Origin of the sequence: Halobaculum sp. P14, assembly GCF_051195155.1 — an archaeon.
In the GTDB taxonomy this organism is placed as follows: Archaea; Halobacteriota; Halobacteria; order Halobacteriales; family Haloferacaceae; genus JBNTKA01.
Genome location: NZ_JBNTKB010000007.1, coordinates 41824 through 68203 on the forward strand (window position 1 = coordinate 41824; position 26380 = coordinate 68203).

The 26380-nt window shown below is 70.1% G+C and carries 23 protein-coding genes; 9 read left to right on the forward strand and 14 right to left on the reverse strand.

Going from position 1 to position 26380, the window contains the following annotated elements:
- Window positions 1-38 precede the first annotated feature (38 nt).
- The 6 genes from ACQUS7_RS13140 (at window position 39) to ACQUS7_RS13165 (ending at window position 5733) form a co-directional block, all read left to right on the forward strand.
- On the forward strand, window positions 39-1064 hold the full coding sequence (locus ACQUS7_RS13140; protein ID WP_435147587.1) for a hypothetical protein: 1026 nt from the start codon (window positions 39-41) through the stop codon (window positions 1062-1064).
- Between the two features lie 116 nt (window positions 1065-1180).
- Window positions 1181-2845, forward strand: coding sequence for a CTP synthase (locus ACQUS7_RS13145; RefSeq protein WP_435124668.1), 1665 nt, complete (start codon window positions 1181-1183; stop codon window positions 2843-2845).
- Window positions 2845-3762 carry a glutamine-hydrolyzing GMP synthase gene (gene guaA / locus ACQUS7_RS13150; RefSeq protein WP_435147589.1) on the forward strand — a complete coding sequence of 306 codons (918 nt, stop codon included), beginning with the start codon at window positions 2845-2847 and terminating at the stop codon, window positions 3760-3762. Before ACQUS7_RS13145 ends, guaA begins: the two co-directional genes overlap by 1 nt.
- A gap of 148 nt (window positions 3763-3910) precedes the next feature.
- On the forward strand, window positions 3911-4240 hold the full coding sequence (locus tag ACQUS7_RS13155; protein WP_435124664.1) for a DUF7126 family protein: 330 nt from the start codon (window positions 3911-3913) through the stop codon (window positions 4238-4240).
- A 137-nt stretch (window positions 4241-4377) separates the two neighbouring features.
- On the forward strand, window positions 4378-5244 hold the full coding sequence (locus ACQUS7_RS13160; protein ID WP_435147592.1) for a hypothetical protein: 867 nt from the start codon (window positions 4378-4380) through the stop codon (window positions 5242-5244).
- A 159-nt stretch (window positions 5245-5403) separates the two neighbouring features.
- The gene (locus tag ACQUS7_RS13165) at window positions 5404-5733 is read left to right on the forward strand and encodes a cupin domain-containing protein (protein WP_435147594.1); all 330 of its coding nucleotides are present in this window, start codon (window positions 5404-5406) and stop codon (window positions 5731-5733) included.
- A 94-nt stretch (window positions 5734-5827) separates the two neighbouring features.
- On the opposite strand, the gene ACQUS7_RS13170 is transcribed toward ACQUS7_RS13165, so the two are convergent.
- On the reverse strand, window positions 5828-6208 hold the full coding sequence (locus tag ACQUS7_RS13170) for a 30S ribosomal protein S8e (protein WP_435124658.1): 381 nt from the start codon (window positions 6206-6208) through the stop codon (window positions 5828-5830).
- Window positions 6209-6372: 164 nt separating this feature from the next.
- On the reverse strand, window positions 6373-7065 hold the full coding sequence (radB, locus tag ACQUS7_RS13175; protein ID WP_435147596.1) for a DNA repair and recombination protein RadB: 693 nt from the start codon (window positions 7063-7065) through the stop codon (window positions 6373-6375).
- Between the two features lie 108 nt (window positions 7066-7173).
- Here radB and ACQUS7_RS13180 point away from each other — a divergent pair, with 108 nt between their 5' ends.
- The gene (locus ACQUS7_RS13180; RefSeq protein ID WP_435124654.1) at window positions 7174-7911 is read left to right on the forward strand and encodes a hypothetical protein; all 738 of its coding nucleotides are present in this window, start codon (window positions 7174-7176) and stop codon (window positions 7909-7911) included.
- Window positions 7912-7917: 6 nt separating this feature from the next.
- Here the strand turns inward: ACQUS7_RS13180 and larC are convergent, their stop codons facing one another.
- Complete coding sequence (gene larC / locus ACQUS7_RS13185; RefSeq protein WP_435147598.1) at window positions 7918-9357, reverse strand: nickel pincer cofactor biosynthesis protein LarC; 1440 nt, start codon at window positions 9355-9357, stop codon at window positions 7918-7920.
- A gap of 276 nt (window positions 9358-9633) precedes the next feature.
- Between larC and ACQUS7_RS13190 the strand changes: the two genes are divergently transcribed.
- A complete protein-coding gene (locus ACQUS7_RS13190) occupies window positions 9634-11862 on the forward strand; it encodes a CDC48 family AAA ATPase (RefSeq protein ID WP_435124650.1) in 2229 nt (742 codons plus the stop codon).
- A gap of 373 nt (window positions 11863-12235) precedes the next feature.
- Here ACQUS7_RS13190 and phoU read toward each other — a convergent pair whose 3' ends face one another.
- From phoU to ACQUS7_RS13235, 9 genes are all read right to left on the reverse strand, one after another.
- A complete protein-coding gene (phoU, locus tag ACQUS7_RS13195; RefSeq protein ID WP_435124648.1) occupies window positions 12236-12910 on the reverse strand; it encodes a phosphate signaling complex protein PhoU in 675 nt (224 codons plus the stop codon).
- 81 nt (window positions 12911-12991) lie between these two features.
- Complete coding sequence (locus ACQUS7_RS13200; RefSeq protein WP_435147601.1) at window positions 12992-13123, reverse strand: hypothetical protein; 132 nt, start codon at window positions 13121-13123, stop codon at window positions 12992-12994.
- A gap of 76 nt (window positions 13124-13199) precedes the next feature.
- A complete protein-coding gene (locus ACQUS7_RS13205) occupies window positions 13200-13985 on the reverse strand; it encodes an energy-coupling factor transporter transmembrane component T family protein (RefSeq protein ID WP_435124643.1) in 786 nt (261 codons plus the stop codon).
- Entirely contained in the window at window positions 13982-15694 is a 1713-nt protein-coding gene (locus tag ACQUS7_RS13210) for an ABC transporter ATP-binding protein (RefSeq protein ID WP_435147603.1), read from the reverse strand. The genes ACQUS7_RS13205 and ACQUS7_RS13210 overlap by 4 nt, the downstream gene beginning before the upstream one ends.
- Window positions 15695-15762: 68 nt before the next feature.
- A complete protein-coding gene (locus ACQUS7_RS13215; protein WP_435124639.1) occupies window positions 15763-16350 on the reverse strand; it encodes a hypothetical protein in 588 nt (195 codons plus the stop codon).
- 296 nt (window positions 16351-16646) lie between these two features.
- Window positions 16647-17504, reverse strand: a complete 858-nt coding sequence (pstB, locus tag ACQUS7_RS13220; RefSeq protein WP_435124636.1) for a phosphate ABC transporter ATP-binding protein PstB — start codon at window positions 17502-17504, stop codon at window positions 16647-16649.
- 106 nt (window positions 17505-17610) lie between these two features.
- A complete protein-coding gene (pstA, locus tag ACQUS7_RS13225) occupies window positions 17611-19233 on the reverse strand; it encodes a phosphate ABC transporter permease PstA (RefSeq protein ID WP_435124633.1) in 1623 nt (540 codons plus the stop codon).
- A complete protein-coding gene (pstC, locus tag ACQUS7_RS13230; RefSeq protein WP_435124630.1) occupies window positions 19233-20198 on the reverse strand; it encodes a phosphate ABC transporter permease subunit PstC in 966 nt (321 codons plus the stop codon). Before pstC ends, pstA begins: the two co-directional genes overlap by 1 nt.
- Window positions 20199-20286: 88 nt before the next feature.
- The gene (locus ACQUS7_RS13235) at window positions 20287-21294 is read right to left on the reverse strand and encodes a phosphate ABC transporter substrate-binding protein PstS family protein (protein ID WP_435124627.1); all 1008 of its coding nucleotides are present in this window, start codon (window positions 21292-21294) and stop codon (window positions 20287-20289) included.
- Window positions 21295-21576: 282 nt separating this feature from the next.
- Between ACQUS7_RS13235 and ACQUS7_RS13240 the strand changes: the two genes are divergently transcribed.
- Window positions 21577-22593, forward strand: a complete 1017-nt coding sequence (locus ACQUS7_RS13240; protein ID WP_435147607.1) for a PhoU domain-containing protein — start codon at window positions 21577-21579, stop codon at window positions 22591-22593.
- A 374-nt stretch (window positions 22594-22967) separates the two neighbouring features.
- Here the strand turns inward: ACQUS7_RS13240 and ACQUS7_RS13245 are convergent, their stop codons facing one another.
- Together ACQUS7_RS13245 and ACQUS7_RS13250 are read right to left on the reverse strand one after the other, a co-directional pair.
- Complete coding sequence (locus ACQUS7_RS13245; protein ID WP_435147609.1) at window positions 22968-24908, reverse strand: molybdopterin biosynthesis protein; 1941 nt, start codon at window positions 24906-24908, stop codon at window positions 22968-22970.
- Window positions 24905-26296, reverse strand: a complete 1392-nt coding sequence (locus tag ACQUS7_RS13250) for a molybdopterin molybdotransferase MoeA (protein ID WP_435147611.1) — start codon at window positions 26294-26296, stop codon at window positions 24905-24907. Before ACQUS7_RS13250 ends, ACQUS7_RS13245 begins: the two co-directional genes overlap by 4 nt.
- Between the last annotated feature and the right edge of the window lie 84 nt (window positions 26297-26380).

The window sequence follows — 26380 nt, forward strand, 5'->3', positions numbered from 1 at the left end:
TCCGAACGGCTTTGCCGCCGGAGCCTCTCGGACGGCCCATGGTCGTCGACGGGAAGGAGGCGCCGCCGAACCCGGAGCAGCCGTCCGGGCCGCGGACGGCGCTCCGCCGCGCGTGGACGTGGGTGTTGCTCGACGGGTCGCGGTGGTGGGTGACGGCGGCGCTGCTCGCGCTGCTGTTCGTCGTGCTCGGCCCGGTCGGCCACGCGCTGTTGGCCGTCGTCGAAGTCGAGACGGCGCTCGCGGAGCGGCACACCGTGGTTCCGCTGGTGTCGACGTTCCTGTCCGGGAACTTCCTCCTGGTCTCTATCGTCGTCTCCGTGAGTTCGCTGTTCGTGAGCCAGGAGCAGAACACGCTTCCTCAGCAGTTCGGTCGGGTGCAGAGCGTCGTCGAGTACCGCCGTCGCCTGGAAGACGTCGCGGGGCTCGACCACGCGCCCGCCGCGCCCGAACGGCTGCTGCGGGTGCTGTCGGCGGAGGTGCTCGAACGCGCCCAGCAGCTGCAGGACGAGCTCCGCGCCGTCGACGTGGACGTCCGCGCCGACGTCGACGCGTACGTGTCGTCGCTGTCGGCGGAGACCGGCGAGATGAACCGGGAGCTGGACGGCGGCGCGACGACGTTCGACGTGATGCTGGCGACGATGGACTACGACCACGACCGCCAGATAAACGACCTCCGGGGGCTGCGCGCCGAGTACGGCGACGCGCTCGACGAGCGCGCGGAGGACCGCATCGACGAGCTGCTGACGCTGCTCCAGTACTTCGCGACCGCCCGCGAGTACTTCAAGACGGTGTACATGCGCCAGGAGTTCGCGCGGCTCTCGCGGAACCTCGTCGTCGTGAGCCTGCCGACCATCGGGCTGGTGTCGTTCGCGCTGCTGCACCTGAATCGGCTGCCGCAGAGCCACTACCTCATCGTCACGGTGCACGTCGTCGCGCTCGCGCCGTTCACGCTGCTGTCGGTGTACGTGCTGCGTGTGAGCGCGGTGAGCAGCCGGACGCAGGCGGCCGGCCAGTTCGTCGCCGGCAGGAGCGGCGGCGACATCCGCGGGCCGCGCGAGGACTGACCCCGGAAGACGCGGTGCCGTGGTGCTGCGGCCGGTGGCCGGCCGGCGGTCCGACCGTTCGGCCAGTTCCGTGCTCGCTCCGAAACGGTTTTCCTGAACCCTGACGCACGGTCAGTATGCCGACAGAGGAGACGGGGTACGACCCGAGTCTGGGTCGCAAATTCATCTTCGTCACCGGCGGGGTGATGTCCGGGTTGGGCAAGGGCATCACCGCCGCCTCCACCGGTCGCCTGCTCGCCAACGCAGGCTTCGACGTAACGGCAGTCAAAATCGACCCGTATCTCAACGTGGACGCGGGCACCATGAATCCGTATCAGCACGGCGAGGTGTACGTGCTGAAAGACGGCGGCGAGGTCGACCTCGACCTCGGGAACTACGAGCGGTTCCTGGGCGTCGACATGACCTCCGACCACAACGTCACCACCGGGAAGACGTACAAGCACGTCATCGAGAAGGAGCGCGCCGGCGCCTACCTCGGGAAGACGGTGCAGGTCATCCCGCACATCACCGACGACATCAAGCGGCGCATCCGCGAGGCTGCCGCCGGCACCGACGTCTGCATCGTCGAAATCGGCGGCACCGTCGGCGACATCGAGGGGATGCCGTACCTGGAGGCGCTCCGGCAGTTCGCCCACGAGGAGCCCGAAGAGAACGTCCTGTTCACGCACGTCACGCTCGTCCCGTACTCGAAGAACGGCGAGCAGAAGACGAAGCCGACACAGCACTCCGTGAAGGAGCTGCGCAGCATCGGGCTGCAGCCGGACGTCCTGGTCGGCCGGTGCGAAGACGAACTGGACGACAGCACGAAGGAGAAGATCGCGCTGTTCTGCGACGTCCCGACGGACGCCGTGTTCTCGAACCCCGACGTCGACGACGTCTACCACGTCCCGCTGGTCGTCGAAGAGGAGGGGCTCGACGAGCACGTCATGGACCGGCTCGGCCTCGCGGACGAGGCGCTGCCGGAGTCCGAGCGCGAGTCGCGGTGGCGCGAACTCGTGACGCGCGAACGCACCGGCGAGGTCGACGTCGCGCTCGTCGGCAAGTACGACCTCGAGGACGCCTACATGTCGGTCCACGAGGCGCTGAAACACGCCGGGCTGGAGCACGGCGTCGACGTGAACGTCGTCTGGGTGAACGCCGACAAAGTGGGCGGCGAGCACGCCGACCGGCTCCGGGAGGCGGACGGCGTCGTCGTCCCCGGCGGCTTCGGGTCGCGCGGCACGGAGGGGAAAGTCGAGGCGATTCGGTTCGCCCGCGAGAACGACGTGCCGTTCCTCGGGCTGTGTCTCGGCTTCCAGATGGCGGTCGTCGAACACGCCCGGAACGTCCTCGGCTGGGAGGAGGCGAACTCCGCCGAACTCGAGCCGGAGACGCCGTACCCGGTCATCGACCTGCTGCCCGAACAGGAGGACGAAGAGGAGATGGGCGGCACGATGCGGCTCGGCGCGCACGACACCGACATCGAGCCGGGGACGCTCGCCGCCGAGGTGTACGGCGACGACTCCTGTACGGAGCGGCACCGCCACCGCTACGAGGTGAACCCCGAGTACATCGACGAACTCACCGCCGGCGACCTGACGTTCTCCGGGACTGCCGGCCGCCGGATGGAGATCGTCGAGCGCGACGACCACCCGTACTTCATCGGGACGCAGTTCCACCCCGAGTTCCGGTCGCGGCCGGACCGGGCGTCGCCGCCGTTCGTCGGGCTGCTCGACGCCGTCCTCGACGACACGGACCCGCGGGACGGCGCCGCCGCGGCCGACGAGGAGGTGAGCGCCTGATGGTGGACGTCGAGGAGTTCATCGCCGACGCCACCGCGGAAATCCGCGACGAGGTCGGCGACGCGAACGCGGTCATCGCGCTGTCGGGCGGCGTCGACTCGTCGGTCGCGGCGGCGCTCGCTTACCGCGCCATCGGCGACCAGCTCACGCCGGTGTACGTCGACACCGGGCTGATGCGGAAGGGGGAGACCGCCCAGATTCGCGAGACGTTCGCCTACATGGACTCGCTCCGCGTCGTCGAGGCGCAAGACCGGTTCCTGGACGCGCTCGACGGCGTCACCGACCCGGAGGAGAAGCGGCACGTCATCGGCGAACAGTTCATCCGGGAGTTCGAACGCGAGGCGAAAGACACCGACGCCGACTACCTCGTGCAGGGCACCATCTACCCGGACCGCATCGAGTCCGAGGGGAACATCAAGAGCCACCACAACGTCGGCGGGCTGCCGGACGTCGTCGACTTCGACGGCATCGTCGAGCCGGTCCGTGACCTGTACAAAGACGAGGTCCGCGAGGTCGCGCGCGCGCTCGACCTCGAAGCCGTCGTCTCCGAGCGCATGCCGTTCCCGGGGCCGGGGCTCGCCGTCCGCATCGTCGGCGAGGTCACCGAGGAGAAACTGGAGGTGGCGCGCGAGGCGTGCCACGTCGTCGAAGCGGAGACCGAAGAACACGAGCCGTGGCAGGCGTTCGCCGCCGTCATCGGGAAGGCGACGGGCGTGAAAGGCGACAACCGCGTCCACGGCTGGGTCGTCTCGGTCCGGTCGGTGGAGAGCCGCGACGGCATGACCGCCCGCGCCCAGAACCTCCCGTGGGAGACGCTCCAGCGCATCCAGAGCCGCATCACCGGCGCGAACGACAACGTCGCCCGCGTCGTCTACGACGTCACGCACAAGCCGCCGGCGACCATCGAATACGAGTAAGCCGCCGCGACCATCGAAGAGGAGCACGCCGCCGGCCGCCACGGACACCAGTACGCCGCCGCCACTACGCCGACGGACGCCGGCCTGTGCCACCGTGCCGCACGGCGAAGGCGGTCAGTTTTTCCGCGCAGCCGCGCTGTGTACAGCCATGACAACGATTTCGGCCGTCGTCGCCGGCCCCGACGAGGACGGTATCGGCGCGGCCCTCGAATCGGTCGGGGTCGGCGTGACGCGGCTGGAGGGCGTCGTCAGCGGCGCCGACCTCGACGACGCCGGCATCGCGGACGCGGCGCTGTACGTCCTGACCGACCTCGAAGAGGCGACGAGCATCGCGGTCGCGAAAGACCGGAACCCGGACGTCCGCGCCGTCGTCTACGCGCGTGAGTCGCTCCCGGAGTTCGCGAAGGGACAGACCGACCTCGCCGTCGACCCGGGGCTGCTCGCCGCCGACGTCGTCGCCGAAGAGCTCGCGGAGTAGCCGGGGGCGCGCCGGCGCCAACCGCCTCGGTCGACGGTTAATCGAGCTTAATCCGGCTTTAGACGCCCGCGAAACCCCTGAATTCAGGTTCGGCGTTTACCCCCTTCAAGAGGTCGGGGGGCGTGGCATCGACCGCGATGAACGTCCGACGACTGCTCGCGGTCACCGTCGCTGCGCTCCTGGTGAGCGCCGGCGCCGGTACCGCAGCGACCGGAACTGGAACAGGAACCGTGTCAGCGGACACGTCCGCGGACGCCTCCGACTACGAGGCCGACGCGAGCATCGACAACGGAACCGTGACGTTCGTCGTGACGGCGAACGGCTCGGCCGCCGAGGGGGTCGCCGTCAGCGTCGAGGGCGACTCCGTCGGGACGACCGGCGCCGACGGCGCGGTGACGTTCGAGACGAACGCCTCGGAGTTCACCGTGACCGCGGCCGCCGAGAACGTCACCGGCGAGTTCACGTACGCCGTCGAGAACGGCACGCTGAGCCTCGTCGACGGCGGGTTCCAGGCAGTCGAGGACGACGCCGCCGAGAACGAGACGGACAACGAGACGCGCGGGCCGCCGACCGACATGCCCGCCGCCGTCCCGGACCGCGTCGAGCGCATCCACGCGGTCATCAACGCCTACCTCGCGGGCGACCGCAACACGTCGCTCGGGACGGCCGTGAGCGCGGCCGCCGCCGGCGACGCGCGCCCGGACCACGCAGGCGGTCCGACGAACGAGTCGGCAAACGCGACTGACGAAGACGACGAGCACGAGCGCGGGCCGCCCGCGAACGCCACCGACTCGGCGAACGAAACCGAGTCCGACGACGAGCGCGGGCCGCCCGAGCACGCCGGACAGTCAGGCGCGGACGACAGCGACGACGGCGACGACAGCGAGGGCAGCGACGCGGAAGACGACGAGACGGACGAGACTGACGGCGCGGAAACCGAATCCGGTGACAGCCCCGGAAACAGCGGTTCCAACGGACACGGCAACGGCGACGGCCGGCAGTGAACTGACGCGCCGACGAACGGGCGGCGAATCGAGACGCGACAGGGGCCCCGGGCGACCGGGGAGAGGCACACGACGCACGGACGACGGGTGACCGCGGGGCTGGGGGGCCTCGCGGACGCACCCACCGACGTTTTTGCTTCGGCGGAGCCGTTCACGTACGTGGACGAACTCACCGACGTACTCGCGGAACTGGACCCGGCGGACGGCGACGTCGCCTCCGCGGAAGTCGTCGTCACCGACGACGTGCTCGTGAAGGCGTTCGTGCTCGGGGCGGGCGCGGCGCTCGACCCGCACGAACACGGCGACAGCACGAACGTGTTCCACGTCGTCGACGGCACCGTCACGGTGCTCCGCGGCGACGAGGAGGCCGACGTGTCGGCGCCGGGCGTCGTACACCACGAGCGCGGCGCGGTCCACGGCGCCCGCAACGACACCGACGAACAGGCCGCGTTCACCGCGAGCCTCTGCCCGCTCCCCGGAAGCGGCTGAGTCTGAGCGGCGCGAACCGGAGACGGCGCAGTCACGTCGCCGGCGCAGCCGCTACGACGTCACGGTGTCGGCGACCCGGAAAACGGCGCGACGGTTACTCGTCGTCGACGACGACGGCGTTCACCTGCCCGGTCTGGCCGGGGCGGGAGGTGACGCGGGCGCGGCCGGCGCTCGTCTCGATGACGGCGCCCTTCGTGATGATGTTCCGGCGGACGTAGTTGACGTTCGACGGGTTCTCGACGACGTCCTCGATTTCGGCGGTCTCGGTTTCGCCGTCCGTCGCGACCTGCGCGGTGTCGGCGGAGAGCGCGCGAATCTTCTCGTTGTCGCCGCGGGCGTCGATGGTTCGGAACCGGGGTTCGCCGACCGTCGTCTCGGTCGGTTCGCGCCCGAGGCTGTGTCGCTTCTTGTTGCGGAACGTGCGGCGTCGGCCGCCGGTGCGCTTGCGCTTCTGGCGACCACTCTGGTCTTTCATACGTCGGTGCAGGCCCGGCGCATACTTGAATCGCTCGACTCTGCCGTCGCCGGCTCTCGCGGCCGTTCCCGGCCGTTCACCGACGGCTGACGGCGATTCGCGGCGGTGAGCCAGTCCGGACTGCCGGGATGCCCGCGGTCGCGGCGGTACCGCCCCGCCGCTGACTACGGCTCCTGGACGTCCTCGATGCCGGCGTCCGTGATTTCGAACCGCGCGGTGCCGCCGGCGGGCTGAGAGCGGTGCTTCTCGATGGTGGCTCGGCGGTTCCCGCCGCGGAACCGTTCGAGCCGGACGACGACACCCGTCCAGTGTTCGAGCGTGTTGCCGCCGAGCGGCCGGGTGCGGTCGGCGTCCGGGTCCGTGAACACCTGGTTGGTGAGAAGCACTGCGAGGTCGTGTTTCCGGGCGAGCGACAGCAGGTGCGTCACCTGCCGGGCGACGGCGCGGAGCGCGTCGCCGGCGGCGGCGTCGCTGTTGCGCTCCAGCCGGTAGAAGCCGGTCGCGGAGTCCAGCACGACCAGGTCGACGCTGTCCGCGAACTCCTCGGCGTCCTGCACCGCCTCGCCCTGCTCGTCGAAGCTCATCGCCTCCGTGACGATGAGCCGCGAGGCGACCTCCTCGACCGGCTCGTCCGTCCGCGCCTCCGAAATCTGTCGGAACCGCTCCATCGACAGGTCCTCGGTGTCGATGTAGAGGACGGAGCCGCCGGCCGCGGCGACCTCGACGGCCGCGGTGAGCGCGACGTTCGTCTTGCCCGCGGCCGGCGGTCCGTACAGCTGCGTGACGACGCCGCGTTCGATGCCGCCGCCGAGCAGGTCATCGAGCGCCGCGCAGCCGGTGGAGAGAGGGTCGGGCACGGTGGACGCTGGGGCGTCACCGCATATGAACTCCCCGACCGGCCGCTCGCCGACCGCCGCCGTCGGCAGCGACACGGTAAAGCGTCCGAGCCGCCCTAGAGGCAACTGTTGATCGTCGTCGTCACCGAGGATTTCGGGCTGTATCACGCCGCAGTCGGCGAGCTGCGCGACCGCGGCGCCACGTTCACCACCGCGGAGCCGGACGAGCCGCTCCCCGAGCGGGCCGAGGTCGTCATCTCGGCGGCGGACGAGGGCGTCACCGCCGCCGACGACGTGACCCACGTCACGACCACCGCGGACGACGTCCGGGCGGGCGTCGACGCCGCGCTCGGCTCGCTCCGCGGCGGCGACGACCGGCTCGTCGTCGGCGTCGACCCCGGGGAGCGCCCCGGAATCGCGGTCTGCGTCGGCGACACCGTCGTCGCGGCGTTCCACGTCCCGCTCGCGGACGCCGTCGCGACCGTCCGTGAAGAGGTCGCCGGCGAACCGGACGCGCTCGTCCGCGTCGGCGACGGCGCCCGGCTCCAGGGCGCCCAGATCGTGAACGAACTGGAGGACGTCGCCGTCGAACTGGTCGACGAGACCGCGACGACGCCCGCGCTCGGCGCCGGCGCGAGCGGGAAGGGGATGGCGGACGTGCTCGCCGCCGTCAACATCGCCCGCCGGGAGGGCGACCCGGTGGAGACCCGCGACGTCGACCCGACGCCCGGCGAGATTCAGCGCGTCAAAAACGAGTCGCGCGAGCGCTCCGACGGCGAACTCACCATCGACGCCGACCTCGCCCGCCGGGTCGCGCTCGGCGAACTCACGATGACCGAGGCGCTCGCGAGCTACCGCGGCGACTAGGACCGGTCAGTCCAGCCGGTCGTGGACGGCCGCTTCTGCGCGCCGCAGGACTTCGCGGGTCGGCACGCCCGACTCGCCGGCGACCGCGGCCGCGTCGTCGTACTCGGCGCTCACGTCGTAGACGTCGCCGTCTGCGTCGGAGGCGACCTTGACGGACACCTCGTAGCTGTCGCCGTCGACGTCCAGTTCGGCGGTTTCGAAGCGCCGCTCGGCGACCCAGCGGTGGCTGGCGCCGCCCTCGCGGACGCCGAGCGTCCCGGTCTCCTCCGCGAGCCGCCGCGCGACCGCCTCCGCGTCGTTCGGTTTGCAGATGACCTTCACGAGGTGGCCGGGCCGGGACTTCTTCATCGTCGCCGGCAGCACCGACACGTCGCGCGCGCCGGCCGCCCGCAGCGACTCGTGGAGGCCGCCGAGCACCTCCGGGGCGGCGTCGTCGAGGTTCGTCTCCAGCACCGCGATGTCGTCGCGGACCAGGTCCGTCGCCGCGTCGTCGCCGCCGTCGGTCGTCGACTCGCCGACGGTGGCGCGGACGACGTTCGGCCGGTCCGGGAAGTCGCGGTCGCCGGCGCCGTAGCCGGAGTCGTCGACGCGGAGCGACGGGAGCCGGTCGACGCCGTCCGCGAAGTGCGCGAGGACGGCGGCGCCGGTCGGCGTCAGCAGTTCGGCGTCGGCCGGGCCGCCGCGGACCGCCCAGTCGGCGCGCTCCGCGATTTCGACGACCGCCGGCGTCGGCACCGGGTAGACGCCGTGGCTGAACTCGACTTCGCCGTCGCCGGTCGCCACCGGCGTCGTCACGACCCGGTCGGGGGCGAGGTCCGCGACGAGCAGACAGCAGCCGACGACGTCCGCGATGGCGTCGTCCGCGCCGACCTCGTGGAAGTGCGTGTCCGCGAGCGGCTGGCCGTGCACGGAGGATTCGGCCTCGCCGAGTATCTCGAAGACGTCGAGCGCGTCGCCTTTCACGCCCTCGGGCACCGCCATCGCCTCGACGAACTCGACGACCTCGGCGTAGGTGCGCTGGGAGCCGTGGCCCTCTGCGCCATGCTCGTGCGCGTGGTCGTGCCCGCGCGGACACCGGTCGTCGGCGTCGCCGTCGCCGTGGCTGTGCGAGTGGTCGTCGGCGTCGCCGTCGCCGTGGCTGTGCGAGTGGTCGTCGCCGTCGCCGTCGCCGTGCGAGTGGTCGTCGCCGTCGCCGTGGCTGTGCGAGTGGTCATGGCCGTCGCCGTGGTCGTGTTCCGCCGCGTCGTCGCGGGGCGCTTCGTCGTGGACGACGCGGGCGCTGGTGGCGGAGATGCCGCACTTGTCGACGGTTTCGAACTCGACCGTGACGGGCAGGGCCTCCTCCACGGGCTCCAGGACGGCGGGGTCGGCGCCGGCCGCGACGAGCGCGGCGAGCAGCATGTCGCCGGCGGCACCCATCCGGCCGTCGAACGCGAGGGTACGCATACCGTGACCGTGGGCCGCCCCGCGAAAAAGCGTTCGGAGCGACGACCGGCGGCGAGCGCGGCCGCTGACCCGGACGAAGCCGCCCGCCGGAGCGCCGGCTATCCGGGGCGGTGTGCGACGGCGTCTGACGGACCCGGTGGTGTTTTCCGTGCCGCCGACGTACCGTGTTATCGTCTAGCACTCGGCCGGGCGCCGAGGTCGCGAACCGTCGGTAGCGTAGCACTTAACCCCGGCCGTGGCAGAGACACCGCACACGAACACCCCGCCTCCCAAACAATGAACGAAGTCCAACTCGAAGTGGCGAAGGCCTACCCGAACGACTCGGGGCGCGGCATCGCGCGCCTCGACCCCGACACGCTGCTGCACCTGAAGCTGTCGCCCGGCGACATCATCGAGATCGAGGGCGCCGAGACGACCGCCGCGAAGGTGTGGCGTGCCGACCGGCAGGACTGGAACACCGACACGGTCCGCATAGACGGCTTCACGCGGCAGAACGCCGACGTCGGCATCGGCGAGCGCGTCACCATCCGGAAGGCGGAGGCGAAGAAGGCGGAGTCGCTGACGCTCGCGCCGCCGGAGGAGGCGTCCGTCCAGTTCGGTTCGGACGCCGCCGGCATGGTGAAACGGCAGATCCTGAAGCGGCCGGTCGTCGAACGCGACATCGTCCCGGTGATGTCCAGCACGAACCACCCGTTCATGCGGTCGCCGGGGCAGGCGATTCCGCTCATCGCGGTCGACACCGAGCCCGACGGCGTCTGTCTCATCACGGAGGACACGGACGTCGAACTCCGCGAGGAGCCGATATCCGGGTTCGAGAAGACCGGCGGCGGCATCACCTACGAGGACATCGGCGGCCTCCAACAGGAGATTCAGCGGGTCCGCGAGATGGTGGAGCTGCCGATGAAACACCCCCAGATATTCAAGAAGCTCGGCATCGAGCCGCCGCAGGGGGTGCTGCTGCACGGCCCGCCGGGCACCGGGAAGACGCTGCTGGCGAAGGCGGTCGCCAACGAGACCAGCGCGTCGTTCTTCTCCATCGCGGGCCCCGAAATCATCTCGAAGTACTACGGCGAGTCCGAACAGCAGCTCCGCGAAATCTTCGAGGACGCGAAAGACGAGTCGCCGAGCATCATCTTCATCGACGAACTCGACTCCATCGCGCCGAAACGCGAGGACGTCACCGGCGAAGTGGAGCGCCGCGTCGTCGCGCAGCTGCTGACGATGATGGACGGCCTGGAGACGCGCGGACAGGTCATCGTCATCGCGGCGACGAACCGCGTCGACAGCGTCGACCCGGCGCTGCGCCGCCCCGGCCGCTTCGACCGCGAAATCGAAATCGGCGTCCCGGACGAGACCGGCCGGAAGGAGATTCTGCAGATTCACACGCGCGGCATGCCGCTCAGCGACGACGTCGGGCTCGACCGGCTCGCCGACGAGACGCACGGCTTCGTCGGCGCCGACATCGAGAGCCTGACGAAGGAGGCGGCGATGAAGGCGCTGCGGCGCTACCTCCCCGAAATCGACCTGGACGAAGAGGACATCCCGCCGAGCCTCATCGACCGCATGATCGTGAAGCGCGAGGACTTCCAGGGCGCGCTCGCCGAGGTGGAGCCGTCGGCGATGCGGGAGGTGCTCGTCGAGCTCCCGAAGATTTCGTGGGACGACGTCGGCGGCCTCGAAGACGCACAACAGCAGGTGAAGGAGGCGGTGGAGTGGCCGCTGTCAGACCCGCAGAAGTTCGAGCGGATGGGCGTCGAAGCCCCGAAGGGCGTGCTGCTGTACGGGCCGCCCGGCACCGGGAAGACGCTGATGGCGAAGGCGGTCGCGAACGAGACGAACGCGAACTTCATCTCCGTCCGCGGCCCGCAGCTGCTCTCGAAGTGGGTCGGCGAGTCCGAGAAGGCGATTCGGCAGACGTTCCGGAAGGCCCGGCAGGTGTCGCCGACCATCATCTTCTTCGACGAGCTGGACAGCCTCGCGCCGAGCCGCGGGCAGGAGATGGGGAACAACGTCTCCGAGCGCGTCGTGAACCAGCTGCTCACCGAACTCGACGGGCTCGAAGAGATGGGCGACGTCATGGTCATCGGCGCGACGAACCGCCCCGACATGATCGACCCGGCGCTCATCCGCTCCGGCCGGTTCGACCGGCTCGTCATGGTCGGCCAGCCGGACGAGGAGGGCCGCGAACAGATTCTGCGCATCCACACCGACGACACGCCGCTCGGCCCCGACGTCAGCCTCCGCGAACTCGCCGAGACCACGGACGGCTACGTCGGCTCCGACCTGGAGTCCATCGCCCGCGAGGCCGCCATCGAGGCGCTCCGCGAGGACGACGACGCCGAGGCGGTGTCGATGCGGCACTTCCGCGCCGCCCTCGAGAACGTCCGGCCGACCATCACCGAAGACATCCTCGACTACTACCAGAACGTCGAAGAGCAGTTCAAAGGCGGCGGCAGCGAAGGCATCCGCCGCGAACAGGGCGGCGGCCGCATCGGCTTCCAGTAGAACCTCTTTTATCGGGGGTCCTCCTCGCTCGCTGCGCTCGCTCGTCGAACCCCCGTAAAACCCGTTCATGCCAAAACCGCCGCGCTCGAACGCAGTGAGAGCGCGGAGAACCGCTCGCTTCGCTCGCGGATGCCCGCAGCACACTTGCGGGCCTATCGAACGACGTTTACTCCGACCGACTCCGAAAGTCGATGCCGACAGCATGAATCTGCAAAGTGAAGCACCGCGGCGGCTGCGGTCAGCGCGAGCGCACCTGCCGTGAGCGAGGGAGCGAAGCGACCGAGCGAACGGAGTTTTGGCATCGACGGGTTTTGCGGGGGTTCGACCGAGTGAACGAAGTGAACGAGGGAGAACCCCCGTCAAAAGAGGTCGGTTAGTAGATGAGTTCGTCGTCGTTTTCGAGCATGTACAGCGTCCGCGCGGCGATGTTGACGGCGTGGTCGCCGACGCGTTCGAGGTCGCGAATCGTGAGCAGCAGTCGGGAGACGTCCTGCATGATCTCGTCGACGTCCTCCTCGGAGTCGACGCCCTCCTGCTGGATGAGTTCGCGGACGACGGTGGCGCTGGCGTCTTCGCACATCTGGTCGAGTTCGTCGTCGGTGTCGGCGACTGCGTAGCAGGCGTCGACGTCCTCGTCGGCGTACGCCGCCATCGCGGCGTCGATCATGTCGAGCGTGAACTCGCCGATGCGCTGGACGTCGACGTCGGGAAACACGTCGTGTTCGGCGTCGAGCGTGTACTCGCCGAGGTTCGTCGCGAGGTCGCCGATGCGTTCGAGGTCCGTGATGATTTTGAACGACGACGCGATGAACCGCAGGTCGCCGGCGACCGGCTGCTGGAGCGCGAGCAGGTCGACGCAGTCCTGCTCCAGTTCGAGGTAGAGCTGGTTCACTTCGCTGTCCTCCTCGATGACGCGGCGCGCGAGCTCCTCGTCTTTCTGTTTGAGCGCGTCCATGCCGAGCCGCAGCCGGTCGGCACACAGTTCGCTCATGTAGAGCACGTCCTCGCGGAGCTCTTCGAGGCGCTCCTGGTACTGCTTCCGGGGCATACCGACTCTGCCGCCCGACGCGGGGTAAGCGTTACTCTCGTCGGTCCGCCGCGCGCGTCCCGAGACGGGTCACCGCGGCGGCTACAGGTCGTCTTCGACGTCCGACGTGCTCGACAGCGTCGACGCGAGCACGTCGACGACGCGGTCGCCGAACGCGAGCCCGCCGAGCGCGACGACGACGACGTACGCGGCGAACAGCGTCTGCGTTTCCATACCGAATCGTCGGTGCGCAGAGAGATAAGCCTCGTGCCCGGCGTTCGGCAGTGAGACCGGACTCGGGAGAGGCCGGTCAGGTGAGCATCGGGACCGTGACGACGCCGACTCGGTCGGCGAGCGCGAGCACCAACACGGCCGCCCCGACGACGGCGAACGCAGCGTCGCCCGCGCCGAACCGACGTTCGTTGGTGGCGGGCGGCCGCTCCGTGAACGAGTAGCCGCGCTGCTGGAGCACCGCCATCATCGTGTTGGCGCGTCGGACGACCGTGAACACGACCGGGATGAACATCCGCGGCAGGTTCCGCGCGAGCGTCAGCGGGTTCCGGGTTTCGAGTTTGACGCCCTTCAGCTTCGTCGCGTCCGCGATGCGAATCATGTCGTCGACCGTGAGGTACAGCAGCAGCAGCGTGTACTGCCACGCGAAACAGAACACTTCGGGCGCGCCGAGTCCGCGGAAGCCGTCGGCCATCTCCTCGACCCGCATCGTCGAGAACAGCGACACCGACGTCACCAGCGCCGCGGTCCACGCCAGCGCCAGTTTCAGGCCGGCCGCGAGCGCGCCGCCGTCGAGCGACCACGTGAACGTCCCTGCGACGATCTCGGGGAGCGACGGGAAGAACACGATGGAGAGGATGTTGATGAGCTGCAGCCCGTACAACGCGCCGAGCCACAGCGGCGGGACGCGCGCCAGGACGGCGACCCCGAGGCCGACGACGGTGAGCGCCGCCATCCACTGCCACGTCGGGGCGACGTAGATGAGCGCGACCAGCACGAGGAACACGAATATCTTCGCCCGCGGGTCGCGCCGGTGGACGAGCGTGTCGCGGTCGTTGTACAGCGTCGGGACGCGGAGTTTCACGCTGACACCTCCGTGAGCACGTCAGTGAGTCCGCGCCGGGAGAGCGCGTCGACGTCGACGTCGTCTGCGAGGCGGGCGGCTCGCGGCGGCGCGACGTCCCACTCGACGAGCCGCTCCCAGTTCGAGGGCGCGAACACGGACCGCGTCTCGCCGGTCGTCGCGACCGCGCCGTCGACGAGGACGGTGACGGTGTCGGCGGCCGAACAGACGAGGTCCATGTCGTGTTCGACGAGCACGACGGCCTTCCCGGCGTCTCGGAGCCGCTCGATGGTCTCGTGGACGCTGTTCCGCGCGGCCGCGTCCAGCCCGACCATCGGCTCGTCGAGCACGACGACGTCCGGGTCGAGCACGAGCGCCTCCGCGATGGTGACGAGTCGGCGGTGTCCGCGCGGGAACAGCGTCGGGTCGCGCTCCATCAGTTCCTCGTCGAGCCCGACGAGTTCGCGGGCGTACTCGACGCGGGACTCGATTTCGTCGTCGGTGAACCGCGTCTCCTTGGAGAACCAGCCGGTTCGCTCGTACCGCCGGCGTTCGAGCGGGTAGGCGAGTTCCTCGCGTACCGTCGCCTCCGAGAGCTGCTCGTCCGGGTTCTGAAACGCGGTGCCGACGTCCCACGCGAGGTCCATCGCGGTGGAGTCAGTCGTGTCGGTACCGCAGACCGTGACGGTACCGTCGTCGGGCTTCGACAGGCCGGCGAGCAGCTTCGTGAGCGTCGTCTTCCCGGCGCCGTTGCCGCCGACGACCGCGCGCACCTCGTTGGCGTGGACGTCGAGCGAGACGCTGTCGACCGCCCGGGTTCCGTCGCCGTACTCGTAGACGGCGTCGTCGACCGACAGCTGCGTCGGGCCGAAGCCGTCCGGGACGACGGTCTGCCGCTGTACGTCGCCGACGCCCGCGTCCCGGACCGTTCGCTCGAACTCGCCGTCCGTGAGCGGCGCTCCGGGCAGCCCTGCTCCGTCCGCGACGTGGAGCGGCGTCGGCGGGTGGACGCCGTCGGTGTCGAGGAAGTCGTCCGAGCGCAGCACCGTCTCCGTGGGACCGATGGTCCGGAGGTCGCCGTCGTCCATGACGCCGAGGCGGTCGACGCGCTCGGCGAGGAAGTCCGGGTCGTCGTCGACGACGATCACCGAGGTGTCGCCGGCGAGGTCGTCGATGATGCCGCCGAGCCGCTCTTTCCCGCGGGGGTCGAGCATCCCGGTCGCGTTGTCGAAGATGACGACGTCCGGGTCCATCGCGAGCACCGCGGCGACGGCGACGCGCTGCTGTTGGCCTCCCGACAGCTCCCAGGTCCGCTTGGACGAGGCGTCGAGGTCGCCGAGCCCGACGCGGTCGAGCAGTTCTCGGGCGCGGGCCGCGGCCTCCTCGCGCGGAACGCCGCTGTTCCGCAGCGGCGCCATTACTTCGTCGAGCGCGTACACCTGCGTCATCTGCGCCCCGAAGTCTTCGAACACCATGCCGACGCGGCGGCCGTCGGCGGCGTCGTTCGCCTCCGACAGCGGCACGCCGTCGAGTTCGATGTCGCCGGCGAGGGTGCCGCCGGTGACCGACGGGACGAACCCCGCGAGCGCCATGCACAGCGTGGTTTTTCCGGCGCCGACGGGGCCGGCGAGACCGAGTGCCTCGCCGGGGTCGACCGACACCGAGACGTCGTTCAACGCGGGGTCTGGTTCGCCGGCGTACGTGAATGTGAGCGAGTCAGCGTGTAACATCGGACGGTGGAGTGTGAGGCGGGGACCGAGCGGTCGGTGAGCGAGCGATGCGTGTCGCGGTCATCTCGTCAGTTGGCCGACGAGGAGCCCTGCGGAGCGAATCCGAGGTAGCGCTCGATGCGGCCGTGCAGCAGCGGGTAGACGATGACGAGCGGGATGGCCCCCAGCACGATTCCGTGCGTGACCGTGTTCCCGACGACGTTGATGGCGTAGAACGTCGCCGTCTCGCCGTCGATGACGAGGTACGCGACGCCCTCGATGGCGATCTGAACGAACGCGCCGACGACCGCGGCGATGGACATGTGGGTTTTGTTCGTCGGGTCGCCCCAGCGGTGGAGCACGTACGCGAACGCCCACAGGCCGACGACGTAGCCGAAGAAGCCGAACGCGTCGTCGGCGGCGTACCCCTCGACGACGTCGAGGATGCCTTCACCGAGCGCCATCCCGAAGCCGACCGACAGCGTGGCGGCGCCGTACGGAAGCAGCGCCGCGAGCAGGTACGGCAGGAAGAACGGTTTGAAGTCGGTGTCCCCGAAGAACTCCGGAATCCCTGCGAACTCGGTGAGCAGGAGCCCGCCGACGAACAGTACCGCCGTGATTCCCGTGATGACCATCAGCTTGGCCGGTGGAATCTGCTGTGACTGGTTCTGCGACATCGACTGTTCGTCGGGAGAGCACCCCCAAAAGGCGTGCTAAGAGGTGTACTGAGCGCCCGTGAGCGGTTCGGAACGATATATAGCGCTACCGAGCGGAACCGAATCGGGACACGCCGCCCGGCGGCGCCGGGTCGCTCGCGAGTGACGCGGCCCCGCGTCGATGCGCGACCGTCGGGCGGGAGTGCAGACGGCGACGAACGGATGCTTCGGCGGCGCGGCGGGAAAGCGGGGCCGCGAAGGCCGTCGTCGTGGCGGGCCGGCGGAGTCGCGGAGTCGACGGGCAGGCCGTCGCCGGACTACCCGAACTTCCCGGTGATGTAGTCTTCGACGCGCTGAGACTCGGGGTTCTCGAATATCTTCTCGGTGTCGTCGTACTCGACGAGTTCGCCGCCGGTGAGGAACACCGCGGTCTTGTTGGAGATGCGGGCGGCCTGCTGCATGTTGTGGGTGACGATGACGACCGTGTACTCGTCGGCGAGGTCGGCGATGAGGTCTTCGATCTGGCTGGTGGCGACCGGGTCGAGCGCCGAGGCGGGCTCGTCCATCAGGATGACCTCGGGGTCGACGGCGATGGCGCGGGCGATACAGAGCCGCTGCTGCTGGCCGCCGGAGAGTTCGAGCCCGGACTCGTCGAGCCGGTCTTTCACTTCGTCCCACAGCGCCGCCGCCTTCAGCGCCTCCTCGACGCGCTCGTCGAGGTTCTCGGTGCGGTCCTGGATGCGGAGGCCGTAGGCGACGTTGTCGTAGATGCTCTTCGGGAACGGGTTCGGGTGCTGGAACACCATGCCGATGCGGCGGCGGAGCGCCACCGGGTCGACGTCGTCGTCGTAGACGTTCTTCCCGTTGAACAGCAGTTCTCCCTCGACGCGCGCGGCGTCGATGAGGTCGTTCATCCGGTTGATACACCGGAGGAACGTCGACTTCCCGCAGCCTGACGGCCCGATCATCGCGGTGACCTGGTTCTCCGGGATTTCGATGGAGATGTCGTCGAGCGCCTGGTCGTCGTTGTACCAGACGTCGAGGTGTCGGCTCTCGATGGCCGTGTCGGCTGCGGCGACCGGTTCGGCGTCGTCGGACTCTGAGAGGCCGCCGCGGCCGGGGTCGGTGTCGACGAGCTGGTCCGGACTGGAGTCTGTCGGGTCCGTGTCGCTCATCCGTACATCACCTGGGGCGCTCCCGCGGATAGGTGTTCCGTACCGAGCGGTCGGCCGCGCTGTTCGCCCCGGAGGCCGCGTGTCGAGGTGGTGTCTGTCGGTGGAGTCATTGCTGGAACCTGTTGCGGACGACGATGGCGATGGAGTTCATCGTCAGCATCGCGCTGAGCAGCACGACGATGCCGGCCGCCAGCACCGTCGTGTAGAACTTCGGGCTGGCGTACGTGGACGCCCAGACGTACAGCTGCAGCGGCATCGCGCCGATGGTGGAGTTCCACGAGTCGGGGACGCCGAACACCTGGGCGGCGCCGATGACGAGCAGCGGCGCGGTTTCGCCGATGGCGCGCGACAGCGCCAGGATGGTGCCGGTGAGGATGCCGGGGAGCGCCCGCGGCAGCACGACGTCGCGGGTGGTCTGCCACCGCGTCGCGCCCATGCCGTAGGAGGCCTGCCGGAGCGAGTCCGGCACCGACCGGATGGCTTCCCGCGCCGAGATGATGATGATGGGGAGGATGAGCAGCGCGAGCGTCGCGCCCGCGACGATGAGCGTCCCGGAGTTCATGCCGCCGTACCTGATGAACAGGCCGAGGCCGAGCAGGCCGTAGACGACCGACGGGACGCCCGAGAGGTTGTTGATGTTGATGTCGATGATGCGGGTGACGGTGTTGTCGGGCGCGTACTCTTCGAGGTAGATGGCGGCGCCGACGCCGACGGGGAACGAGAGGACGCCGACGACGATCATGATGAGGACGGTGCCGACGATGCCGGGGTAGATGCCGACCTCGTCGGGGTCGCCGCTCTGGACGACGCTGGTGAGGAACGACCAGTCGACGTACGAGTCGGGGCCGGTGAAGCCGAGCGTCGAGACGACGACGGTGCCGACGACCGCGCCGGCGACGACGACGACCGGGAGCGCCAGCCCGGGTCGCTGGACGGGCCGTTCTCGGAGCACCGTCGCGGCGTACACCGCGGTCGGCACGCCGGCCATGACGGTCATGATGACGCCCGGGAGCTGTCCGACGCCGACGGCGGCGCCGACGAACGCGCCGGCGACCGCGGCGGCGACGGTGGCGGCGCCGGCGACGAGCGGCGCGCGGCCGCCCCACCGCTCGGCGTACTTCGCGACGAGGTACGCCTCGGGGACGCCGAGCGTCAGCGCCATCACGAGCCAGTCGGACGGCACCGTCGTGAGCCCCTGGACGACGCCGGGGACGACGAGCAGCGACGCGGCGCCGACCGCGACGACCGAGCCGACGCGCGCGAGGAACGGGAGGCGCGTGTCGACGCGGCGGAGCGCGACGACGAGCAGCGCCGGCACCGCGAACGCGACGACGAACGACAGCCAGACGAGCGTCGGGATGACGTCGAGAAAGATGGCGGCGAGCCCGCCGGCGTACAGCAGGCTGACCGCCGGCAGGAAGAACGCGAGGAGCCCGGTGGTGAGCGCCGAGTAGCTCCGGCGGTAGAGCCACGCGCCGGTCGCGAGCGTCGGCGCGACGAGCGTGAGCAGGTAGGTGACGTGCCAGCCGGCGTCGGCGGTGAACGGCTGGAAGGCGTCGTTGGCGACGTACAGCAGCAGCGCGGCGAGCACGACCAGGCCGGTGAGCGTCGCGGCGAGGATGGCGTACCGGAACACGATGCCGGCGCGCCGACTGACCTGTCCGAACCCGGAGTCGCCGGTGCCGCCGGTGCCGCCGGTGCCGCCGGTGTCGCTGGCGTCGGCGGCCATTATTCGTACACCTCGCGGTAGCGTCGGGCGATGACGTCGCTGATGATGTTCATGACGAGCGTGATGCAGAACAGCACGAGGCCGATGGCGAACAGGCTGCGGTAGGCGAGGCCGCCGCCGGTGATGTCGCCGAACAGCAGCTGAATCATCGCGGCGGTCATCGTCATCCCGGGTTCGAGGTACGCCTGCGGGTTCAGCGGGTTGTGGAGGATGGCGCGCGACCCGGTGGCGAGCGTGACGGCCATGGTCTCACCGATGGCGCGCGAGAGCCCGAGGATGAACGACGAGATGATGCCGGAGGTGGCGGCCGGGACGACGATGCTGACGGAGACGTCGAACTTCGTCGCGCCCATGCCGTAGCCGGCTTCGCGGAGTTCGTCGGGGACGGCGCTCATGGCGTCCTCGCTGACCGACGCGATCATCGGGATAATCATGACGCCGACGACGACGCACGCGGAGACGATGTTAAAAAAGCCGATGGAGGGGAAGACCGTGGAGAGCGCCGGCGTGATGTACGCGACGGCGAAGATGCCGTAGATGATGGAGGGGACGCCGGCGAGCACTTCGAGCGCGGGCTTCAGGTACGACCTGGCGCGTTCGCTGGCGTACTCGCTGAGGTAGATGGCGGTGGCGACGCCGAGCGGGATGGCGATGACGGCGGAGCCGAACGTCACCATCAGCGTCGCGGAGACGAGCGGCAGCACGCCGAGTTCGGGGCCCGAGAGGTTCCACGAGGTGCCGGTGAGGAACTCCGTGATGGACGCCGTCGCGCCCTGGACGCCGCCGACGTACGGCGCCGTGACGGTGAAGAACTTCGCGGCCTCGTGGACGAGCAACAGCACGATACTTGCCGTCGTGACGACCGAAATCGCGGCACAGGCGAAGAAGAACCAGCGTGCGAGCAGTTCGCGCGAGGAGTTCTCGGTTCGCCGTGTGAGGTCGCCGGTGCTCCGGTCGCCGCTCATTTCAAGTCGTGCATCGGGTGGGGTGCGAAAAAGCGCTTCGTTGCCGTCTCACCGTGCGACACCGTCGCTCGGTTCTCACGGGGCGCTGTCAGTTCGAGTTGGCTTCGTCGATGGCGGTCTGGAGCCGCTTCATCGCCTCCTCCTTCTCCGCTTCGGAGTTCGGGATGTAGCCGACTGACTGCGCGACGATTTTCTGGCTCGTGGACTGTTCGATCCAGTACTTCGCGAACTCGGCGACCTGGTCTTCCGACAGCGAGGACTTCGCGGCGTAGGTGAACAGCGGCCGGGAGAGCGGCGCGTACTCGCCGCTTTTCGCCGTCTCGATGGAGGGTTTCACGCAGCCGTCGCCGTTGTCGACGGCGAGCGCCTTCACGCGGTCTTTGTTCTCGGTGTAGTAGGCGAACCCGAGGTAGCCCATCGCGTACTCGTTCTGGGCGACGCCGTTGATGATCTGGTTGTCCTGTTCGGTCGCCTGGTAGTCCGAGCGGGAGGCGCCTTCCTCGCCGACGATGACCTCGGTGAAGTAGTCGTAGGTGCCGGAGGCGTCGGTCGGGCCGAACAGCTGGATGTTCTCGTCGGGCCACTCGGAGTTGACGTCGCTCCACTTGGTCGGCTTCGATTCGGGCGACCAGATTTCGGCGAGCTGTTCGACGGTGATGCAGTCGCCGTCCTTGAACCAGTCGGCCTTCGGGTTGACGACGACGGTGAGCGCGTCGGTCGCCACCTTCATCTCGACGGGCGAGACGCCGTTGTTCGCACACTGCTGTTTCTCCGCCTGCTTGATGGGGCGGGAGGCGTTGTTGAAGTCGGTTTCGCCGGGGCAGAAGTAGTTCGCGAAGCCGCCGCCGGAGCCGGTGGACTTCACGGAGATGTCGACTTTCGGGTGCTTCTCGACGAAGCGCTTGCGCATCGCGACCGCCAGCGGGAACACCGTCGAGCTGCCCGCGATGTCGACGCTGCCGGTGAGTTCGCCGCTGTTGCCGCTCCCCGAGCCCGGGTTGCTGGTGCAGCCCGCGACGCCGACGGTGCCGACCGCGCCGGCCGCCGCGAGGAAGTTCCGCCGCGAGACGCCGCCGCCGTTCTGCGTGTCCGTCATCACCTGAACCGTGCCGGTTGCCGCGTAAATACCCTACTATGAAATCTATATATCCCTCCCCTTGTGAACCACTGACTCGGTTATAGAGAATCGAGAGAGACATCAATATACCGTATTGGGGCATTTACCGCCGATATTTTGGCTTTTCGGAGAACGGGCCGGTGAGTGGATAGTCTCCTGACACCACCGAATCCGGTCGTCTCGGCCGGCGTTACCCGGCGAATATCTGTAGAATAAATATACGGCAGTAGATTTATGGTGTCCGTTCCCCGTATCCGTACTATGGTCGAAACCCGGAAAGTCCAGGTGACCGGCGGTTCCACGTACACCGTCTCGATTCCGAAGGACTGGGCGACCGAAAACGACGTCAGCGCGGGGAGCACCGTCGAGTTCTACCCGGAGGGGGACTCGCTGTTCTTGACGCCGAAGACCGAAGAGGAGCGCACCGAGGGGACGCTCGACATCGGCGACCTCGGCGGCGAGGAGTTGACGCGCGCGGTGATGACGATGTACGTCTCCGGGTTCGACATCATCGCGCTGGAGACGGGACGCATCTCGAACGACCAGCGGCGCACCATCCGCGACTCGGTGCAGAGCCTCGTCGGCCTAGAGGTGCTGGAGGAGACGCGCGACCGCGTCGTCATCCGCGACCTGCTGGACTCCTCGGAGCTGTCGATTCACAACGCCGTGACGCGGATGCGGCTCATCGCGCTGTCGATGCTGGAGGACGCCGTCGCGGCGCTCGCCGAGGACGACGACGACATGGCGAAGGACGTGATTCAGCGCGACGACGACGTCGACCGGCTGTACATGGTCGTGAGCCGCATCTTCCGCGCGACGCTCCGCACGCCGAAGGCCGCAGAGGAACTCGGGCTGGCGCGGGAGGTGTGTTTCGACTACCACTCGAGCGCCCGGCAGCTCGAACGCATCGGCGACCACGCCACCAAGATCGCGCATCTGACGCTCGAACTTGACGAGCGCAGCGGCGACGACGACGTCCCCGACGAGGTGCTCGACGCCATCCAGGAACTGGAGGTGGAGGCGCGCGACGTCGTCGACCGGTCGATGGACGCGCTGTTCGCCGAGGAGAACACGGAGGCGACGCGGAACGCGAACGACGCCCGCGCCACCGTCCGCAGCGTCGACCAGGAGGCGCGCAGCATCGACGAACTGCTCCGCGGACTCGACCCGGCGCGCGCCCAACTGCTCGGGCTCATCGTCGACTCCGTCTCGCGGTCCGCCGACTACGGCGGCAACATCGCCGAGACCGCGCTGCAGAAAGCCGCCCCGACGCCGTAATCCGGTTTTATACGTAGGTTTCTTCAGTACGTGGCTTTCCGGGTCGTGGCGGCGGTTCTTGCCGAGATGGGGTTTTTCGAATCCAGTGCGACGACTACCGCGACTACCGCGACTACCGCGACTGCCACGACCGCGACCGCCGCGACCGCCGCGACCGCCGCGACCGCCGCGACCGCGCTGCTGCTGGTGCGGCGAGACGCCTCGCCCTCCCCAGCCGACTCACTCGTCGCTTCGCTCCTCGTTCGCCCCTCGCGCGCGTCCGGCGCGGACGGAGCCGCGCCGGCACGCGCCACGCGGGAGAACAGTACCAGAACAGCCGTACCAGAACGACCGAACGTAGCAGAACAGTCGAAAACCGTCTTCGTCCGCGGTGGCTATTCGTCGGTCAGGGGTGCGTAGCCGGCGAGGTCGCGGAGGACGTCGTCGGTGGCGTCGAGTTCGTCGCGGAGCGCGGCGACGCCGGGCTTGCCGAGTCGGTCCGGGTTCCCGTGGACGCGGACGGCCTGTGTGCCGAGCGGGACGAATCCGAGGCCGAGGCGGTCGGCGGTGGCGCGGAGGCCGAGGCCGGCGTCGGCGTCGCCGTCGAGCACGGACCGGGCGGGCGACTCGTGGGCGCGGACCGTGAAGTCGTAGCCGTCGACGGCGTCGGTGAGTTCCTGCCGGGAGACGCCGCGGTCGGCGGCGAGGTCGGCGACGTGGTCGCGGAGGCTGGCGCGCAGCCCGGAGCCGCTGTCGCGGTTGACGAACCGGAGGTCGCGGTCGACGAGCGCCGCGAAGCCGTCGACGTCGTCGGGGTTGTCGGCGGGGACGACGAGCCCCCAGTCGCGGCGCCAGCCGCCGAGCGGGTCGGCGTCGAGGTCGTCGCCGACCGGGCCGGCGGTGACGGCGACGTCGGGGACGCCGTCGCGGAGCCGGCGGGTGGCTTCGCGGGAGCCGACCGGGAGGTAGCGCGGCCGGGGGAGCCGGTCGAGGAGCCGTGACAGCGCGGGGTCGTCCTCGCCGACGCCGAAGAGTTCGGGCGGGCGGACGTCCGGCGAGAACAGGTCGACCGTGACCGGTTCGCCGGCCGCGAGGTACTCGGTGTCCGGGTCGACGGCGACGACGCCGTCGGCGTCGACGAGGCTCGTGGTCGCGCCGGAGCCCTTGTCGACCGGGTAGGCGAGCGTGCCGCCGTCGCCGTCCTCGACGAGGCCGACGGGGAGCAGGCGCATCCGGCCCTCGCTGTACCGTTCGCGGACCGCCATCTCGGCGTCGACCGACGCGGTCTGCGGGTCGGGCTTCCCGGCGGCGTCGCGGACGGCGGGCGCGACGAAGGTGCGGAAGATGGTGAGCGCCGACACCGGGTAGCCCGGGAGGCCGACGTAGGCGGCGTCGCCGACGGTGCCGACCAGCATCGGCTTGCCGGGCTTCAGCGCGACGCCGTGGAGCAGCAGGTCGCCGCGCTCCTCGATGACGCGGTACACCACGTCGACGGCCGAGGCGGACGTCGACCCGGACGACAGCACGAGGTCGCACTCCTCGCTGGCGTCGACGAGGACGCGCTCCAGTTCGTCGTAGTCGTCGCCGACGTGCGGGTAGAGCCGCGGCTCGCCGCCGGCCTCCTCGACGCCGGCGGCGACGGTGTAGCTGTTCACGTCGTATATCTGGCCGCGTTCGCTGTGCAGGTCGCCGCCCGGCCGGACCAGTTCGTCGCCGGTGGAGACGATGCCGACCGTCGGCCGGCCGCGCACCGGCACCTCGTCGACGCCGAGCGCGGACAGCAGCCCGATTTCGCGCGGCGTCAGCTCCGTCCCGGGGCCGAGCGCCCGCGACCCGGCGGCGATGTCGGCGCCGGCGACCATCACGTGCTCGCCCGGCGTCACCGACGACCGAACCTCGATTTCGGTGGCGTCGCCGTCCTCGTCCCCTCCCCCGCCCGCGCCCTCGCTGCCGTCGACTTCGGAGGTCCGTTCGACCATCACGACGGCGTCGGCGCCGTCCGGCATCACGGCGCCCGTGGAGATTTCGGCGCACGTCCCCGGCTCCACCGTCACGTCCGGTTCGGCGCCGGCGTGGACCGCGCCGACGCGGTCGAGCACCGCCGGGTCGGCTTCGTCCGCGCCGAAGGTGTCGCGGGCGCGGACAGCGTAGCCGTCCATCGCCGCCCGGTCGAACCCGGGGACGTCGAGGTCGGCGTCGACGCGCTCGGCGAGCACGCGGCTGCGCGCCTCCCGGAGCGGCACGGTCTCCGGGTCCGGCGCGAGGTCGAGCGACTCGACGGCCTCGCGGGCCTCGGCGGACGACGCGAGGTCGCGGAACTCCTTCCGGTCGCTCATCGGCCCACCTCCCACAGCTCGACGTCCACGGGCTCGCCGGCGTCGAACCCCTCCCGCGACTCGGGGACGACGACCCAGCCATCGGCGCGCGCCGCCGACGAGAGCACGCCCGCCCCCGACGACCGCGTCGGCGTCGCCGTCACTGCCGGCGTCTCCGTCGTCGCCGTCGTCGCGGACTCGGCGTCGGCCGCCGCGGGCGTCGCGGTCGTGTCCGGGCTGCCGGGCGCCGCGTCGCCGTCCTCCGTTTCGGCTCCTGATTCGCCCGGCTCGTCGCCCAGCTCGTCGTCCGAGTCGTCGAGCGTCACGCGGGCGAACGTCCTGACGCCGGGTTCGCTCCGCACTTTCCGGGTGAGCGTGGCGCGCCGCGTCGGCGGCGGGTCGGCCGGGAATCCGCCGACTGCGGCGAGGAGCGGCCGGAGGAACTGGACGGCGCCGACGATGCAGGCGACCGGGTAGCCGGGCAGCATCACGACCGGCGTGTCGTCGACGCGGCCGAGGGCGACCGGGTGGCCGGGCTTGATAGCGACGCCGTGGACCAGCACCTCGCCGGCGTCGGCGACGACGTCCGGGACGAGGTCGCGGTCGCCGACGGAGGAGCCGCCGGTGGTGACGACGACGTCGTGGTCGGTGTCGCGGCCGACGGCGGCGGCGAGCGCGTCGGCGTCGTCGGTGACGACGTCGCGGTGCGTCGCCGCGGCGCCCCAGCGCTCGGCGAGCCGCGACACCGTCAGCCCGTTCGTCTCGATGACCTCGCCCGGCGACGGGTCGGCCTGCACGAGCTCCTCGCCGGTCGGAATCACGGCGACCGTCGGCGGCTCCGCGACCGCGACCTCGGTTTCGCCGACGGCTTTCAGCAGCCCGAGGTCGGACGGCCGGAGCCAGTGTGGCGGCTCGACGACTGCGTCGCCGGCGGCGACGTCCTCGCCGCGTTCGCCGACGTTCTCGCCGGCCGCGACGGCGCCGAACACGGACAGGTCGTCGCCGCGGGCTTCCCCGTCCTCGCTCCGGACGACCGCGTCGGCCCCGGGGGGGAGTTCCGCTCCGGTGTCGACGCGGACCGCCTCCCCCGGCCCGACGGCGTCGCCGGACTCGCCACCGTCGTTGCCGTCGTCGCCGACGCCGCCGACGATGCGCAGTGCGGCGGGCGACCGGTCTGACGCGCCGAAGGTGTCCTCGGCGCGGACCGCCCAGCCGTCCATCGCCGCCCGGTCGTAGCCGGGGACGTCGACCGACGACGTGACCGCCTCGGCGACCGCTCGGCCGTCCGCGGCCGACAGCGGAACCGACTCGGTGCGGCCGTGCGGCGTCGCCGCGGCCAGCAGCCGCTCGCGGGCCGCAGCCAGCCGCGTCCGGCGCTTGAATCCGGCGTGCGTCCGTTCTTCGCTCATACCGTGTGGTTACGGCGGCGAGGGTAAAAGAGCCGTACTCGCGGCGAACCGGCGGCCACCCGCGCCGGTCGGGGCGAACCGCCG